Raw genomic sequence first — 14,327 nt, forward strand, 5'->3', positions numbered from 1 at the left:
CAGCTTCTCCCGCCCCGCCGCACCGTGCTGGCCAGGTTGGCGGCCTCCAGGACGGCCAGATGCCGGGTCACCGACTGGCGCGCCATGTCAACCCGGGCGCGTCAGCCTCAGGAATTTGCCCGTTTCGACCCCTATGTGCCACACAGCTGTTACATGACGTATGGGGCTCCTTGATGGACGGTCCGTAGCGTCGAACGCGTCGGAACGAACCCCACCGAAGGAACCTCACTGATGCGTGCACTCCGCACCGTCATGTCCGTGGCCCACCACGCCAAGGCCAAGCGCGTCCACGTGCAGACGGTGAAGCTCGCGGACGAGGTCAGCCGGGCGAAGGTCTACCGGACCGGCGAGACCCACTACGAGGCGGAGATCTGGGCCAAGGGCTCGAAGTACGGGGCCCTCCACGTCAACGGCAGGGCCGCGTACGCCCAGAACGACGGACTGCACGTCACCCTCCACCCGGACGGCAAGGTCACGTCCTGGGTCGGGCGGGAGAAGCCGAAGCCCAAGCCGGTCGTCAAGCGCGTCCTGGTCGCCACGCCGACGCTGGCGGACGGGGTGACGACGGCGAAGGTCTTCAGGCTCACGGCCGGCCGATACGAGGCCGACGTCTACGCCGACGGCGTGCGGCTCGACACTCTGGTGGCGAACGGCCGCGCCGCGTACGGCCAGAACAACGGGCTGCACGTCGCCCTCCAGCCGGACGGTCAGGTGACCTCGTGGGTCGACGACGATCCGGCGCCCGCGAGCTGACACGGACCCGCCCTCACGCGCCGGGGAGCGTTTCGGGCCGCTCTGCGGCGCGCACCCGCCCACACGGCCTCAGCGCAGGAAGAACCCCAGCTCACGCCGGTGTTCGGCCACCCACGCGTAGGCACTGCGCACCTCGTCCACGGCCCCACGTTCCCGCAACCCGACCATGGCCGGCTCACCACGCGCCGCGCCCGCCTCGATGCCCCGCCGGCAGCGGTCCTGCCACCACAGGATCACGTCGACGATCTCCTCCCTGCCGCCGCACGTCCCGTACGCGTCGCAGACGAGCGCGATCCGCCGGGCCGCGTCGGGGACACTGGTGATGTTCGGCCCCAGATCCAGGTACTGCCAGCACACGTGGGCGAGATCATGGACGCGCTCGCCGGGCGCCGCCAGGTCCCAGTCGATGACGGCGGTCGGCCACCACTCGGCGCCGTCCACCGTGTAGACGGTGTTCTTCGGGGCGAGGTCGTTGTGGCACACGACGTCCTGGTCACCGGCGAGCGGGGTGCCGTGCGTCATGTCGTGGACGGCGCGGACGAGTTGGGCGACGCGCACGAGCCCCGCGTCGGTGCACGCCGCGGCCCGCTCCTCGGGGGTGACGGCGGCCCGCCCCTCGATGTATCCGAGCACCTCCCTCCCCCGCTCGTCCGTCCCGATGTAGCGCGGGGCCCCTTCCCACCCCCGGCTCTCGAAGAACGTGAGCAACTCCCGCACAAAGTCCGCGCGTTCGGACGGCGTACGCCGCACGGTCGTCCCCACCCGCACGACCTCGCCGACGGCTCCGCCACCGAGCACCCGCTCCTCCATCCGCACCTCCGTCGATCAGCACGCGTCAAAGCCACCGGCCCAGCATGCCCGCATCCGCCGTCGCCGTCGCCGACGCCGACGCCGAGAACGGACTGTCTCTCCCTCCAAGGGGAACCCGAGTACACACGGGGACAGGAGGGGGACAGGAAGAAGAGAGGCGAAATGGAGATCTCGGGCATCATCAGTGCCATTGTCATCGGCATCATCATCGGTGTGCTGGGTCGCCTCGTGGTTCCGGGCCGTCAGCGCATCGGAGTCCTGTGGACGATCCTCGTCGGCATCGTGGCCGCGCTGCTCGGTTCGTTCATCGCGGCCGGACTCGACGTCGCCGACACCGACGGCGTCGACTGGGTCGAATGGCTCATCCAGATCGGCCTCGCGGCACTGGGCGTGGCGGCACTGGACCGGACGAAGGCACGCCGCTGACGTCGTAGGCGGAGCGGGCTGCCACAAGGCACAGAGCTGTGCACCGGGCACACAACCGGGCACACCGGGGAAGGGCGGCACATCCTCCGGCACCTGGTCATGACCTGAACGGCGCGCCGACCGCACGCGACGCGCCGCTCAGCCGCGTCCCGCGGTGGCCCGCAGCGCTGCGAGGCCGTCACGGGCCGAGGGGTGCGCGGGTACCCAGCCGAGTTCTCGCTCCGCCCGCGCCGTGGAGACCCGAAGCGTCGTCGACATCACCGTGTGCGCGTACGACATGGGCCTCATGAGCCACAGCGGTACGGTCATCGGCTTCGGCAGCCCGAACTCCTCGGCCACGCACCGCACATGCGCCCCGAAGCCCATGGGAGCGCGGTCCGCGATGTTGTACGCCTGGCCGGGGCGCCCGCGTTCGACGGCGGCGACCACGGCCCGGGCCGCGTCGGTGAGCTCGATCCAGGGCAGGACCCGGCCGTGGTCGGCGGGGACGGGCAGTTGCCGCTTGCGCAGCATGGTCACGAGGGCGTCGGTGCCGCCGGGACCGTAGAACAGGCCGAAGCGGAGCGCGACGCCCTCCAGGCCCGGGGTGCCGAAGGTGAGGCGCTCCTTGGTGCGCATGGCCCCGATGTGCCGTTCCAGCTCCGGGTCCCGGCCACGCGGACCGAAGGGGTCGTCCTCGGTGATCACGTGGTCGCCGTGGTCGCCGTAGCCATAACCGAAGACCATGGACTCCGCCACGAGACGCCGGGCGCCGGTGGCCTGCGCGGCCTCGATGAGGTGGGCGGTTCCCTCGGTGCGCAGCGCGTTGGTGGCGTACATGCCGCGGTGGCGCATGGGTGGCTTGCGCAGCGCGGTCGCGGCGTGGATCACCGTGTCGAAGTGGTGGCCGTCGACGGCGCGCAGCAGGGCGTCGCGGTCGGTCAGGTCGGCCTGGATGTCGTTGCGCGGGCCGCGGCCGAGGCCGGTGACCTTGTGGCCCGCCTCCTGGAGAGCGTGGGCGATGTGGCCGCCGAGGACACCCCCGGCGCCCGCGAGGAGAACGCTCCGGCTCCCGTCGGCCTCATTGCTGTGGTGGGTCTCATTGCTCTGGTTGCTGTGGTTGCTCTGGTTGCTCTGGTTGCTCTGGTTGCTCTGGTTCGTCGTCATGACCATGCGACGGATCGGTCGGGCCCGCATGTGACATCAACGGGGTGGCCGTCGCCTACGGCACATAGACGTACGGCGTCGTGGTGGTCAGCGGCGCGAAGCCGAGGCGCTCCAGGACGGGGCGGCTCGTGCTCATGGCGTCGACCTGGAGGTAGCGGTAGCCGCGGTCCACGGCGGCGCGGGCCCGGTGGGCGACCAGGGCGCGGTAGATGCCGCGACCGCGCCAGGCCTCGACGGTGCCGCCGCCCCACAGTCCGGCGAACCTGGTGCCGGGCACCAGTTCCATGCGGGCCGCGCTCACGGGTGTGTCCCCGGCCAACGCGACGACGGCGACCACGGTGTCCGGGTCGGCCGCGAGGCGGGCGAGCAGTTGGTGGCGCATGCGGGAGCTGTCGGCGCCGAACGCCTTCTCGTGCACCTCCGCCACGAGGCCGACGCCCTCCGCGTCGGTGACGGGACGGACGCGGATGCCCTCCGGCGGCTCGGCGTCCAGGGTCAGAGCGGCGACCTCGCCGATCATCAGCGTCTCCTCGGGCTGGGCCGTGAACCCGGCGCTCCTGAGCCGTCGGCCGAGGTCGACCGGCAGATCGTGCCCGTAGAGCTTCCACTCGAACTCTTGGCCGAGCCCGGTGAAGTGGGCGATCTGCTCGGCGATCGCCGCGTCCGCGGTCACCTCGTCCAGGTCGGACCACACGACGCCGTTCCATCCGTGCGCGGAGGAGATCTGGCGGACCACGCTCCCGATCCGCTCGACCCGGGCGTCCGGGCTGTCCGGCTGTGCGCCTTCACGCATGTCCCGGTCGTACAGGGCGAGTATCCCGACATGATCCATGGGCTCACTCCAGCACCGGGCCGGGCCCGGGGCAACAGCTTTACCGGTCAACCGAACCTTGACCGAGCTCGGGCAGCGCCGCCGCCGGGCGAGACTGAACCGGTCGCGTCGCGGGCCGGGCAGTCGATGCGGCCGTGGATGCAGTCGATGCGGCCGGACATCGCGGCGGGCTCGCTCGCTGGCCGCCGCGTTCCTCACAGCCGTGCTCGGTCGTCGGCCCGCCTTCCCGGCCGTGCGCGGGCGCGCATAGGGTGCGCAGGGAAGATCACGCCGCGAGGAGGGCCGTACGCCATGGTTGTGAAGGACGCCGAGCTGCCGTACCTGCGCCGCTGTGTCGAGCTCGCGACCGACGCGCTGGAGGCCGGGGACGAGCCGTTCGGCTCGGTTCTGGTGGGGGCGGACGGCGCGGTGCTCGCCGAGGATCACAACCGGGTGGCCTCGGGCGACCGCACCCGGCACCCGGAGTTCGAGCTGGCTCGCTGGTCCGCCGCCCACATGTCGCCCGAGGAGCGGGCCGCCGCCACCGTCTACACCTCCGGCGAGCACTGCCCGATGTGCGCGGCCGCGCACGCGTGGGTGGGCCTGGGCCGCATCGTGTACGTCGCCTCGTCGGAGCAACTGGCCGACTGGCTGGCCGAGTTGGGGGTGCCCGCCCCGCCGGTGCGGACGCTGCCGGTGCGGGAGGTCGCGCCCGGGGTGACGGTGGACGGCCCGGTGCCCGAGCTGACCGAGGACGTCCGCGCCCTGCACGTCCGCTTCCACCGGCGAGGGGGCACGACCGGCCCCCGACGCTAGGAGCGTGGGTCAGTGACGAGCAAGCGACCCGCCGGCCGTGATCGATGGCAGGTCATGATCTGGCCAGGGCTGGTCGGCCGCCAGGAACCGGAAAGCGATGTCGTCGGCGGGCTTGCGTTCGATCGCCCGCGAGGAGCGGACCCCGGTGGTGACGGGGCAGCAGCAGGAGCTGGTGCGACCTCGAACGGCCCATCCCCACCACGCATGCCAGGATCCTTCCGTACCTACGATCACCAAGCAGAGGCGGGACGCTTCCCGGTCGGATAATCCAGGTGCCGTCTGCTCGTCCCGCGTGATATCCCTCCCTGCCATGGGCGATCTTGTGACAGCGCGGCTCGTGCTTCATCCGATGACCGTCGGCGAGGCTGAGCGAGTCGTGGCGGGCGAGTCGCCCGGCGATACCCGGTGGGCGCCCGGATACCCCACCGATGGGGACGTGTCCGCGGCCAGACGCTTCCTGGGCACCTGCGCGGACACCGGTGATCCCCAGCCGTTCGGTACCTATGAGATCCGTCGCCGCGAGGACGGTCAGGCGATCGGCGGCCTGGGCTTCCACGGCCCCATGGACGCGAACGGCAGCGTCACGATCGGCTACGGCCTCATCCCGTCAGCGCGAGGCAAGGGATACGCCTCCGAAGCCCTGCGCGGGCTGCTGCTGATCGCGCGGGCACGCGGCGTCACCTGTGTGAAAGGCGACGCCGACCACGACAACATCGCGTCCCAGCACGTCATGATGGCAGCCGGCATGCGGCCGGCCGGACAGGACGAACGCGTCAGGTACTTCGAGATCATCTGGACCGCCGCGACGGCGATTACTGACCCAGGCTCCTAGAACTCGTTACCGACCCACGCTCCTAGCCGAGCTCCAGCGTGGTGACGCCGAAGACGCGCTCCTCGGCGTACGGCCGCACCGGGCCCGTGTACATGCGTGCCGTCTCGAAGGAGGGCGTGAAACCGGCGTCCTCGGCGAGGGCGACGCCCGCCGGGTTGGTCTGGGGCACGTCGATGGCGACCTGTCGGCCGGCGACCTCGGCGGTGAGGGCGGCGAACAGGGCCCGCGCGTCCTCGGCGGTGTCCGCGAAAAGCGGGCCGATGCGCGGGCAGTCGTGGCCGGGGCGGATCACGCCGTAGCCGGTGACGCGGTCGCCGGTGCGGCGGACGGCGGCGTGGTGTCCCGGTCCGGTGAGCCAGTGCGCGAGGAAGCGGGGCCGGTCGGCGGGGGTGCAGGTGGCGTCGTACGCGGTGATGTCCGCGATGTCCTCGGGCCGTACGACACGGACGTCCGCCGGGATGTCGGAGGCGGGCGCGGTTCCGGTGAACCGGGCCGTGCGGTAGGCAAGTTCGAAGCCGGAGCGGCGGTAGTTGTCCTGCTGCGCGACCACGCCGTCGAGCCCGACCGTGCGGTTTCCGGCGTGGGCGAGCGCCGTCTTCCACGTGGTGAGGCCGTGGCCGCGGCCGCGCAGGTCGGGGCGGACCAGGTAGTGGCCGAGGAAGGCGTAGTCGGTGCCGTGGTTGACGACCGAGATCGCCGAGACGGGCTCGCCGTCGATCCGGCCGATGAAGAACCCGTCGGGATCCTGCGCGAAGAACGCCGGTGCGTCGGCGAGCCCGGGGTTCCAGCTCTCGTCCGCGGCCCATCCCTTGATCACCGACCAGTCGTCGAGGCCGGCGCGAGTGACGGCGAGATCTTCGGGGGCCGGAGAGGCCATGGGTGCGCTCCATTCCGTAGGGGGTTGCGTGCGCGTGGTGACGACCGCGCCTCAGCATCCTTGCGGATCATCCGGAGCGGCGTCACGGCGCGATCAAGCCGTTGCCGTACCGGGAGAGCGAACTGACGAACGCACGTTCGCACGATGAAGGGCCGACTGAAGGGCCGGATGAAGGGCCCCACCGCCCGCCGTCCGGTGGGGCCCTTCGAGCCGCGCGCGAGGCGCGGGGTCAGCGCACCGCCTGGGGGCGGAAGCGCCGGTACAGGATGGCCCCGCTCAGGACGAGCACCGTGCCGCCCGCCACGGCGGCGAGCGTCTGGTCCGCTCCCGTGTGGGCGAGGGAGCCCCCGGGCCCGTGCGGGACGATCGCGGGCGGGACCTCCTTCGGCCGCGGGTGGTGCGTCCTGGGCACGGGCGGCTTGGGCGTCGGCTTCGTCGTGTGGGGAGGGCGGTCGCCGGGCGTGTTCACGGACTCGTTGCCGGTCGCGGGGTTGCCGACGCCGACCACGTTCACCGTGTTGCCGCTGACGTTCACCGGGACGTGCACCGGGAGCTGGATCGCGTTGCCGGCGACGACGCCCGCCGAATCCTTTCCGCTTCCCTCGGCCGAGGCGCCACCCTTCGCGGCGTCCTTCGCGGCGCTCTCCGACTTGCCCGCGCCGTCGTTGTTGACGCAGCTGTTGCCCGCGGCGGGGTTGAGCAGCCCCACCACGTTCACGGTGTTCCCGCACACGTTCACCGGGACGTGCACCGGGAGCTGGATCGTGTTGCCGGAGAGCACCCCCGGCGAGTCGGCCGTGGCACCGTTCGCCGCGGAATCGGCGCATGCCGGCATCGTCACGGCCATCGCGCCCGAGGCCGCGACGGCGATCACACCGTATCGGGTAACCCGTCTCATAGGTTCCCTGCCTTCCAGACATGGTCGCGGGCACTCGCCCGCACCGGATAAAACGCAGGCGAACCATCCGAGTTATGGCTTATCGGCCATTCACCCCATCGAGCGGCAAGGTTGTCGAACTAGCGGTAAAGACGTCCGACCGGTAGGCGAGGCGCGCAGGGTACGTCGCCCCGGACGGGCCCACAGCTCGGGAGGCGTGCGCCCCGAGGCCCGCTTATCGTGATCGAGGACGCCGTAACCCGGTCCGCGACGGGCGTCCCTGGAGGCATCGATGCTGGCCAAGCTGTCAACGCGGCCCAGGCTGCGGCGCTGCGCGGTCACCGGCGCGGTCGGACTGGCCGTGCTCGGCACCGGACTGCCGGCCGCCACGAACAACGCCGAGCCCGATCTCACCCGCTTCCACCGGCAGAAGATCACCTGGGCGAAGTGCCCGGGCGAGGGCCTGCCCAGGGATCTGCAGTGCGGCAAGGTCACCGTCCCCCTCGACTACGCCCACCCCCGGGCGGGGACCCTCGATCTGGCGCTCGCCCGCTACCGGGCCACGGGCAAGAAGCGGGGCTCGGTACTGCTGAACTTCGGCGGGCCGGGCGGCGCCGGCATCCCCGAGTTCACCACCGGCGGCAAGGAGTTCATGGAGCTGACGGACGGCTACGACATCGTGACGTTCGATCCGCGTGGCGTCGGCAGGTCCTCGCCGGTGAGCTGCGGCGACATCGAGGAGAACGTCGACGTGGCGGACGACGGCACGGAACTCGGCCGCGATCCGCGGTCCGTCCTGGAGCAGTTGAAGAAGGCGGCCGAGGCGTGCGCCCGGCATTCGGGGCCCGTGCTCCGCCACATCGGCACGGTCAACGCCTCCCGCGACATGGACGTGATGCGCCAGGCCCTCGGCGACAAGAAGCTCAACTACCTGGGTTTCTCCTACGGCACGCGACTCGGCGCGGTGTACGCCGCCCAGTTCCCGGACAAGGTGGGCCGGTTCGTGCTCGACGGCGTGGACACGCTGACCGAACCGCTCACCGAGCAGGGGGTCGCGGGCGCCAAGGGGCAGCAGAAGGCGCTGGAGGAGTTCATCAACTGGTGCGTGAAGGACATCGCCTGTCCGTTCGGGCAGGACGCGCGCGAGGCCAGGAAGCAGGTCGTACGGCTGGTCGACTCGCTCGACGAGGACCCGGTGCCGTCGGCCTTCGGCGAGCCGTTCAGCGGGCAGGACCTGGTGGGCGCCATCGGACAGGCGCTCTACAGCGAGGAGTTGTGGCCCTCCCTGGAGCGGGCCCTCGCCTCTTTGGTGGAGGACGGTGACACGCACGCCATCGAGACCTTCGCCTCCGGCGGGGCCGCGACCGGCCGCCGGGAGGAGACCGAGGATCCCGACGGCGGCCTCGTCGACGAGGAGGACATCCCTCTCGACAACCTTCCCGCGGCGCTGATGGCGATCAACTGCGCGGACGATCCCGACCGCCCCACCGCCGCGCGGATCATCGACGATCTGGACCGGCTGCGCGCCGAGTACGAGCAGGCGTCGCCGGTCTTCGGCGCGTACCGGCTGACCGGGGTGCTGATGTGCTACGGCCGTCCCAAGGGCACGGACTTCATCCGCGAGGAGGTGAAGGACGTGGACACGCCGAAGATGCTCCTCGTGGGCACCCGCGGCGACCCGGCGACGCCGTACCGCTGGACCGTGGAGACGGCGGAGCGACTCGGCTCCTCGGCCGTCGTCCTGGACAACAGGGGCAGCGGCCACACGGGATACGCCTCCTCCAAGTGCGTGCACCGCAAGGTCGACACCTTCCTGCTGTACGGCACGTTGCCGGCCGACGGCAGCTCCTGCGGGCCGGAGGACGGCCGTGAGTAGGGCCGGGGCGAGGTGGCGGATTGCCCCTAATGCCCGATCGGCGAATCGGTCCTATCGTGCTGTTATGGAGCACGCACTCAGTCCCACGACCCTCACCGAGCTGCGGCGCCCGCGCCCCTACCCGGCCGTGTCCGTGCTGACGCCCACGCATCGCAAAGAGCCCTACCGGGCCCAGGACCAGGTCCGGCTGCGCAATGTGGTGGCCGAGGCCAAGCGACAGCTGGAGGCCGATCCCTCGGTCACCCGCGAGCGACGGGCGGAGGTCGAGCGGCAGCTCGACCAGGCCCTCGCCGAGGTGGACCTGACGCACGCCGAGGACGGCCTGGCGATCTTCGCCGCTCCGGGTGAGCACCAGGTGTGGTCGCTCACCCGCACGGTGCCCGAGCGCGTGGTGCTCTCGGACACCTTCCTGACCCGCAACCTCGTCTCCGCACATGCCGCCGAGCGGCCGTTCTGGGTGCTCTCGGTCTCCGCCGACCGCGTCACCCTGTGGAACGGCAGCCCGGACCGTGTCACCGAGGCGCGGATCGCCGGCTTCCCGCTGACCAGGCGCGTCGAGAACTTCGACGCCGAGCGCCGGGAGCGGGTCGGCAACGTCCCGAGCACGTTCAACGACGAGGACACCCGCCACTTCCTGCGCGACGCCGACCTCGCGCTGCGTGAGGTGATGCGCGACGATCCCCGGCCGGTGTACCTGACCGGCGCGCCGGAGGCGCTGTCCGTGCTGGACGAGATCGGCAGCGTCACCAAGGAGGCGCCGCGCGTCCCGCACGGCGGGCTCGCGCACGGGGCGGCGGTGTCGGTGTGGCAGGCGGTGCTGCCACAGGTCATCGACCAGGACCGCAGGAACACCGACGCGGTGGCGCGGGAACTCGAATCCGCCCGTGGCCGCAAGGCGTTCGCCGCCGGTGTCGACGAGGTCTGGCGCAGCGCTCGCGAGGGCCGGATCCGACTGCTGGCCGTCGAGGAGAACTACCGGGTGACGGTGCGCGGCGAGGAGGGCGATCACCTGATCCCGGCCGAGAGCGGCGACCTCGACGCCCGCGAGGACATCGTGGACGAGATCGTCGAGCAGTGCCTGGAGACCGGCGCCGAGGTCCGCTTCGTACCGGACGGCACGCTGGGCGACGCCCAAGGGATCGCGGGCGTGCTGCGGTACTGACGCCGGAGCGACGAGGAGGCGCGCGGCGCGCGCCCGGCGTGTGAGGAGACCCGGGCGCCTCCTCACACGCTGCCGAAAAGCGCGCTCAGACCCCGCTCCACGACCGCCCCGAGATCCTCCTCGCCGGCCTCGACCACGGTGTACGTCCGCAGCAGGAAGCGGTCGAGGGCGGGGGTGTCGAACTGGAGCAGGGCCATGCCGTGGGGCGAGTGCAGCTCCATGACCGTACGTTCCGTCCCGCACGGCCAGATGTGCACGTCCCCGTCCCCGGCGGGCCCCCGCAGCCCCGTCTCCAGCAGGCTGCGCGCGAAGGTCCAGGTGGCACCTCGGCCGTCGAGGGAGACCTCGCCCGGGAAGTCGATGTGCACCGCCAGCGGGTCCGTGGAGGCGTACCGCAGCCGGGCCGGAACGGGGAGTTCGCGTTCCCCGCCGGTGATCAGACGGGCGCGGGCGGGCTGCTCGAGGGCGATGTCCATGGGCGTCTCCCCTGCGGTTCGTCGGACGGTTTTGCCGCTGTGCCTTTTACGAGCCCGCAAAAGCCGTTTGCATTACACCCGAGGCCCCTCCATTTGTGTGAGGTGCGTCACTCCGCAGGGGTGCGGTCGACCGGTCGGCGCGCAGTCCGCGGCGATCGCCGCCTCACCCCTAGAACATCCGGTCGTCGAACACACGAATGAGCCTGGGGCAATACTCTCGACGGGCCGTCAATTCACGTACGCTGCCTACGACTTGGACCACCCGATGATGTACGGCACCGGCAAGGGGCAAGCCCTCCATGGAGACTCTGGCATATGCCAGGCGCACCACCGTATCGGGTGTTGCCAAATCCCTTACAGGCTGTCGCGGGCTGTGCGAGAGTCGTAACGGTCCTTCCGTCAGCCTTGGTCGTACCGTCCTCGCATCGGAGTGCGTCATGCCGTCCCATCTCTCTGCGGACCGCCCCGCCGCGCAGCCGCCCGGACGCGGCTCGGTCGACGCGCTCATATCGCAGACGCGACGGCTCAAGGGCGATGTCGACGCCGTACGGCGGGAGGCACAGAGCGACGGCGCGGACCCGCAGGAGCGGTGGCAGCGGGCGCTGTACGACCTCGCGCTGCACCAGCTCGACGACCTCGACGAGCACCTGGCCCAGCTACGGGACGGCCCCGTCCCCACGCCCCCGGCCACGTCGGCGGGACCGGCGGTACCGCCCGTTCCCCGGCGCGGCTCGCTGCTCAGCCGGGTCGGCAGCGCGGAGTGGAACCTGCTGACGGACGAGGCCAGTTGGTCCGGCGAGCTGTACCAGATCCTCGGGCGTGACCCCGCGGCCGCGCCGCTCACCCTCGACGAGCTGCCGTCCCTGGTGCTCGACGAGGACCGCCCGAAACTGACCGCGATGGTCACCGGCTGTCTGATCGACGCCAAGCCCATCGACGGGGAGTTCCGGATCGTACGGCCGGACGGGGAGGTCCGGACCGTGCACATGATGGGCGAGCCCGTGCTCGACACTGACGGCAGCACCGCCTCGATGTGGGCTGTGCTGCGGGACGTCAGCGAACTGCGCCGATGCCGGCGCGCGGTGAGCGAGACCCGTGACTCGCTCCAGCGCCACCGGCACGAGGAGCAGACCGAGCACCGGCTCGCGGTCGAGCTGCAGGAGGCCGTGCTGCCGCCGTGGCGCGGCTCCCTGCGGCTCCCGCACCAGGGTCCCGAGACACTGGACCTCGCCGCCCGCTGTCTGCCGTCGTCGACGAGCGCGCTGATCGGCGGTGACTGGTACGACGCCCTCGAACTGGCCGACGGCGACACGCTGTTGAGCGTGGGTGCCCTCACCGGGCACGGGGTCGCCGTGGCCTCGGGCATGGCGACCCTGCTGGGTGCCGTACGGGGCATGGCGATGGCCGGCACCCAGCCGGGCCAACTGATGTCCTGGCTCAACCAGTTGCTCGACGCCACCGTCCAGGCCGCCCTCGGCAGCGCCGTCTGCTGCCGCTACCGGCCCGGGACGCGCACCCTGGCCTGGGCGCAGGCCGGACACCCCGCCCCACTGCTGTTCCGCGGCGGGACGGGGCGCAGGCTGAGCGCGCCGGACGGCGCCCTGCTCGGCGCCACCTCGGGTGCCGTCTACGCACAGGCCGAAGAGACCCTGGAGTCGGGCGACCTGCTTCTGCTGCACACCGACGGACTGGTGCCGGGGCACAGCGGAGCGGACTCCGTGAACCGCCTCCTGGACCTCGCGCCCCGCTTCGGCGCGGCAGGCACCGCACAGGACTGCTTACGGCTGGTCGTCGAGGCGTGCGGTGAGAGTGAGCGCGAGGACGACGCCTGCGTGCTCGTGGCCAGGGTGACGTCCTAGTACGTACGGGAACCAGTTACCCACAAGGGTCAGGCAGGCGTACAACCTCCCTATGCCCGTGCGCTGTTGCCGCCGCCCGGCTTCCTCGCCTTGGGCAGCGCCGACTCGATCTCCTCCCGTAGTTCGTGGATCTTCGGGTAGCTGGAGTACTCGGCGGTGAGCCGGTACATCTGGCGCAGCCGGTCCCAGGTGCGGCCGGACGAGTTCGAGCCCATCGACATCAGGGCCAGTCGTGCGTACCGGTCCGCCTGTTCGGGGTCGTCCGCGATGAAGCAGGCGGACGCCATGGACAGATGGTCGAAGATCTTCGACCGCTCCCGGCCGTCGTTGCGCAGGGCCAGGGCCTTCTCCGCGAAGTGCTGGGCGTGCGCCGCCGCGCCCGGCTCGAACTCGGCCAGCGTGCGGTAGGCCAGGGCCTGCATGCCGTACAGATCCTCGTCCTTGAAGGTCTGCATCCAGCTCGGCGGCGGTACGTCGCTCTTGTCGGCGACGAAGAGGTCCTCCGCCTGGCCGAGGGTGCGGCGCATGGCCTGGCCCTTGCCCATCGACGCCTGCGCCCAGGCCTCGATGGTGTGGAACATGGCCTTGGTGCGCGGCAGCAACTGGTCGCCGGAGCCGGACTGGGCGAGTTTCATCAGGTCGAGTGCGTCGTCGGGCCGGCCGAGGTGCACCATCTGGCGAGCCGCTCGGGAGAGCGCCTCCCCGGCGCGAGGCCGGTCGCCGCCCTCCCGGGCCGCGTGGGCGGCGATGACGAAGTACTTCTGGGCCGTGGGTTCGAGGCCGACGTCGTGCGACATCCAGCCCGCGAGGACGGCGAGGTTGGCGGCGACGCCCCACAGGCGCCGCTGGAGATGATCGGGGTGACGGTAGGCGAGCATGCCGCCCACCTCGTTGAGTTGTCCTACGACTGCCTTGCGCTGGAGCCCGCCGCCGCGGGCCGCGTCCCAGGCCCGGAACACCTCGACCGAGCGCTCCAGTTCCTCGATCTCCTGCGACCCGATGGGGGCGGCCTCGTAGCGGTCGAACCCGGCGGGGTCGGCGTGCAGGGGGTCGTCGAACTGGGGGGCGTCGGCCTTGAGGGCCGGGTCGGTGTGCAGCCAGTCGTGCATGGCGCTGCTGAGTGCGGATCCCGCGGCGAGCGCGGCACCCGCGCCCACCAAGCCGCGTCGGTTGAGCATGAGGTCCATTCCCGTGAATTCGGTGAGGACCGCAGCAGTCCGTTCGGGCGCCCACGGCACACCGTCGGGATGCTCCACACTCCCGCCGTCCTGCCGTTTCCCCGCACGCCCGTGCCGGACCAGACCGAGGTCCTCGATGGTCACGACACGGCCGAGACGCTCGGTGAACAGGGCCGCCAGCACCCTCGGCACCGGATCGCGCGGGATCTCTCCCATGTCGATCCACCGCCGCACCCGCGAGGTGTCGGTCGCCAGCTGGGGGTGGCCCATGGCCGCCGCCTGCCGGTTGACCAGCCTCGCGAGTTCGCCCTTGGACCAGCCGGCCAGGCCGAACAGGTCCGCCAGGCGGGTGTTGGGTTCTCCGCTCACGTCAAGCCCCCAGGTTCTCGGCTGAGTTGACAGTAGCCCGGTGAGAGTTGCCCCGGGAC

The 14,327-nt window shown here is 71.4% G+C and carries 14 protein-coding genes and 1 pseudogene; 7 read left to right on the forward strand and 8 right to left on the reverse strand.

Going from position 1 to position 14,327, the window contains the following annotated elements:
- Window positions 1–11: 11 nt before the first annotated feature.
- Window positions 12–95: pseudogene (locus tag ABZ078_RS00260) on the reverse strand (ArsR family transcriptional regulator); the annotation flags it as partial.
- Between the two features lie 136 nt (window positions 96–231).
- Here ABZ078_RS00260 and ABZ078_RS00265 point away from each other — a divergent pair.
- Window positions 232–753 (forward strand): hypothetical protein, encoded by a 522-nt coding sequence (locus tag ABZ078_RS00265; RefSeq protein ID WP_356570186.1) that lies wholly within the window; start codon window positions 232–234, stop codon window positions 751–753.
- Between the two features lie 69 nt (window positions 754–822).
- Here ABZ078_RS00265 and ABZ078_RS00270 read toward each other — a convergent pair whose 3' ends face one another.
- Window positions 823–1,563 (reverse strand): phosphotransferase, encoded by a 741-nt coding sequence (locus ABZ078_RS00270; protein ID WP_356570187.1) that lies wholly within the window; start codon window positions 1,561–1,563, stop codon window positions 823–825.
- Between the two features lie 162 nt (window positions 1,564–1,725).
- On the opposite strand from ABZ078_RS00270, the gene ABZ078_RS00275 reads away from it, so the two are divergent.
- Complete coding sequence (locus ABZ078_RS00275; protein ID WP_356570188.1) at window positions 1,726–1,989, forward strand: GlsB/YeaQ/YmgE family stress response membrane protein; 264 nt, start codon at window positions 1,726–1,728, stop codon at window positions 1,987–1,989.
- 138 nt (window positions 1,990–2,127) lie between these two features.
- Here ABZ078_RS00275 and ABZ078_RS00280 read toward each other — a convergent pair whose 3' ends face one another.
- Both ABZ078_RS00280 and ABZ078_RS00285 read right to left on the reverse strand, forming a co-directional pair.
- Window positions 2,128–3,135 carry an NAD(P)-dependent oxidoreductase gene (locus ABZ078_RS00280; protein ID WP_356570189.1) on the reverse strand — a complete coding sequence of 336 codons (1,008 nt, stop codon included), beginning with the start codon at window positions 3,133–3,135 and terminating at the stop codon, window positions 2,128–2,130.
- Between the two features lie 55 nt (window positions 3,136–3,190).
- Window positions 3,191–3,967: a GNAT family N-acetyltransferase gene (locus tag ABZ078_RS00285; protein WP_356570190.1), complete on the reverse strand. Its 777-nt coding sequence runs from the start codon at window positions 3,965–3,967 to the stop codon at window positions 3,191–3,193.
- Between the two features lie 291 nt (window positions 3,968–4,258).
- Here ABZ078_RS00285 and ABZ078_RS00290 point away from each other — a divergent pair, with 291 nt between their 5' ends.
- Entirely contained in the window at window positions 4,259–4,762 is a 504-nt protein-coding gene (locus ABZ078_RS00290) for a nucleoside deaminase (protein ID WP_356570191.1), read from the forward strand.
- 310 nt (window positions 4,763–5,072) lie between these two features.
- Window positions 5,073–5,594: a GNAT family N-acetyltransferase gene (locus ABZ078_RS00295; RefSeq protein WP_356570192.1), complete on the forward strand. Its 522-nt coding sequence runs from the start codon at window positions 5,073–5,075 to the stop codon at window positions 5,592–5,594.
- Between the two features lie 22 nt (window positions 5,595–5,616).
- On the opposite strand, the gene ABZ078_RS00300 is transcribed toward ABZ078_RS00295, so the two are convergent.
- Together ABZ078_RS00300 and ABZ078_RS00305 are read right to left on the reverse strand one after the other, a co-directional pair.
- The gene (locus tag ABZ078_RS00300; protein WP_356570193.1) at window positions 5,617–6,471 is read right to left on the reverse strand and encodes a GNAT family N-acetyltransferase; all 855 of its coding nucleotides are present in this window, start codon (window positions 6,469–6,471) and stop codon (window positions 5,617–5,619) included.
- A 229-nt stretch (window positions 6,472–6,700) separates the two neighbouring features.
- Window positions 6,701–7,369 (reverse strand): chaplin, encoded by a 669-nt coding sequence (locus ABZ078_RS00305; protein WP_356570194.1) that lies wholly within the window; start codon window positions 7,367–7,369, stop codon window positions 6,701–6,703.
- A 271-nt stretch (window positions 7,370–7,640) separates the two neighbouring features.
- On the opposite strand from ABZ078_RS00305, the gene ABZ078_RS00310 reads away from it, so the two are divergent.
- Window positions 7,641–9,224, forward strand: coding sequence for an alpha/beta hydrolase (locus ABZ078_RS00310; protein ID WP_356570195.1), 1,584 nt, complete (start codon window positions 7,641–7,643; stop codon window positions 9,222–9,224).
- A gap of 64 nt (window positions 9,225–9,288) precedes the next feature.
- Window positions 9,289–10,386 carry a chemotaxis protein gene (locus tag ABZ078_RS00315; RefSeq protein WP_356570196.1) on the forward strand — a complete coding sequence of 366 codons (1,098 nt, stop codon included), beginning with the start codon at window positions 9,289–9,291 and terminating at the stop codon, window positions 10,384–10,386.
- Window positions 10,387–10,448: 62 nt separating this feature from the next.
- Here the strand turns inward: ABZ078_RS00315 and ABZ078_RS00320 are convergent, their stop codons facing one another.
- The gene (locus ABZ078_RS00320) at window positions 10,449–10,862 is read right to left on the reverse strand and encodes an SsgA family sporulation/cell division regulator (RefSeq protein WP_356570197.1); all 414 of its coding nucleotides are present in this window, start codon (window positions 10,860–10,862) and stop codon (window positions 10,449–10,451) included.
- Window positions 10,863–11,299: 437 nt separating this feature from the next.
- Between ABZ078_RS00320 and ABZ078_RS00325 the strand changes: the two genes are divergently transcribed.
- On the forward strand, window positions 11,300–12,721 hold the full coding sequence (locus tag ABZ078_RS00325) for a SpoIIE family protein phosphatase (protein WP_356570198.1): 1,422 nt from the start codon (window positions 11,300–11,302) through the stop codon (window positions 12,719–12,721).
- Between the two features lie 50 nt (window positions 12,722–12,771).
- Here the strand turns inward: ABZ078_RS00325 and ABZ078_RS00330 are convergent, their stop codons facing one another.
- On the reverse strand, window positions 12,772–14,268 hold the full coding sequence (locus ABZ078_RS00330; protein WP_356570199.1) for a hypothetical protein: 1,497 nt from the start codon (window positions 14,266–14,268) through the stop codon (window positions 12,772–12,774).
- Window positions 14,269–14,327 lie beyond the last annotated feature (59 nt).

Source organism: Streptomyces sp. NPDC006385 (assembly GCF_040612485.1).
Lineage (GTDB): Bacteria > Actinomycetota > Actinomycetes > Streptomycetales > Streptomycetaceae > Streptomyces.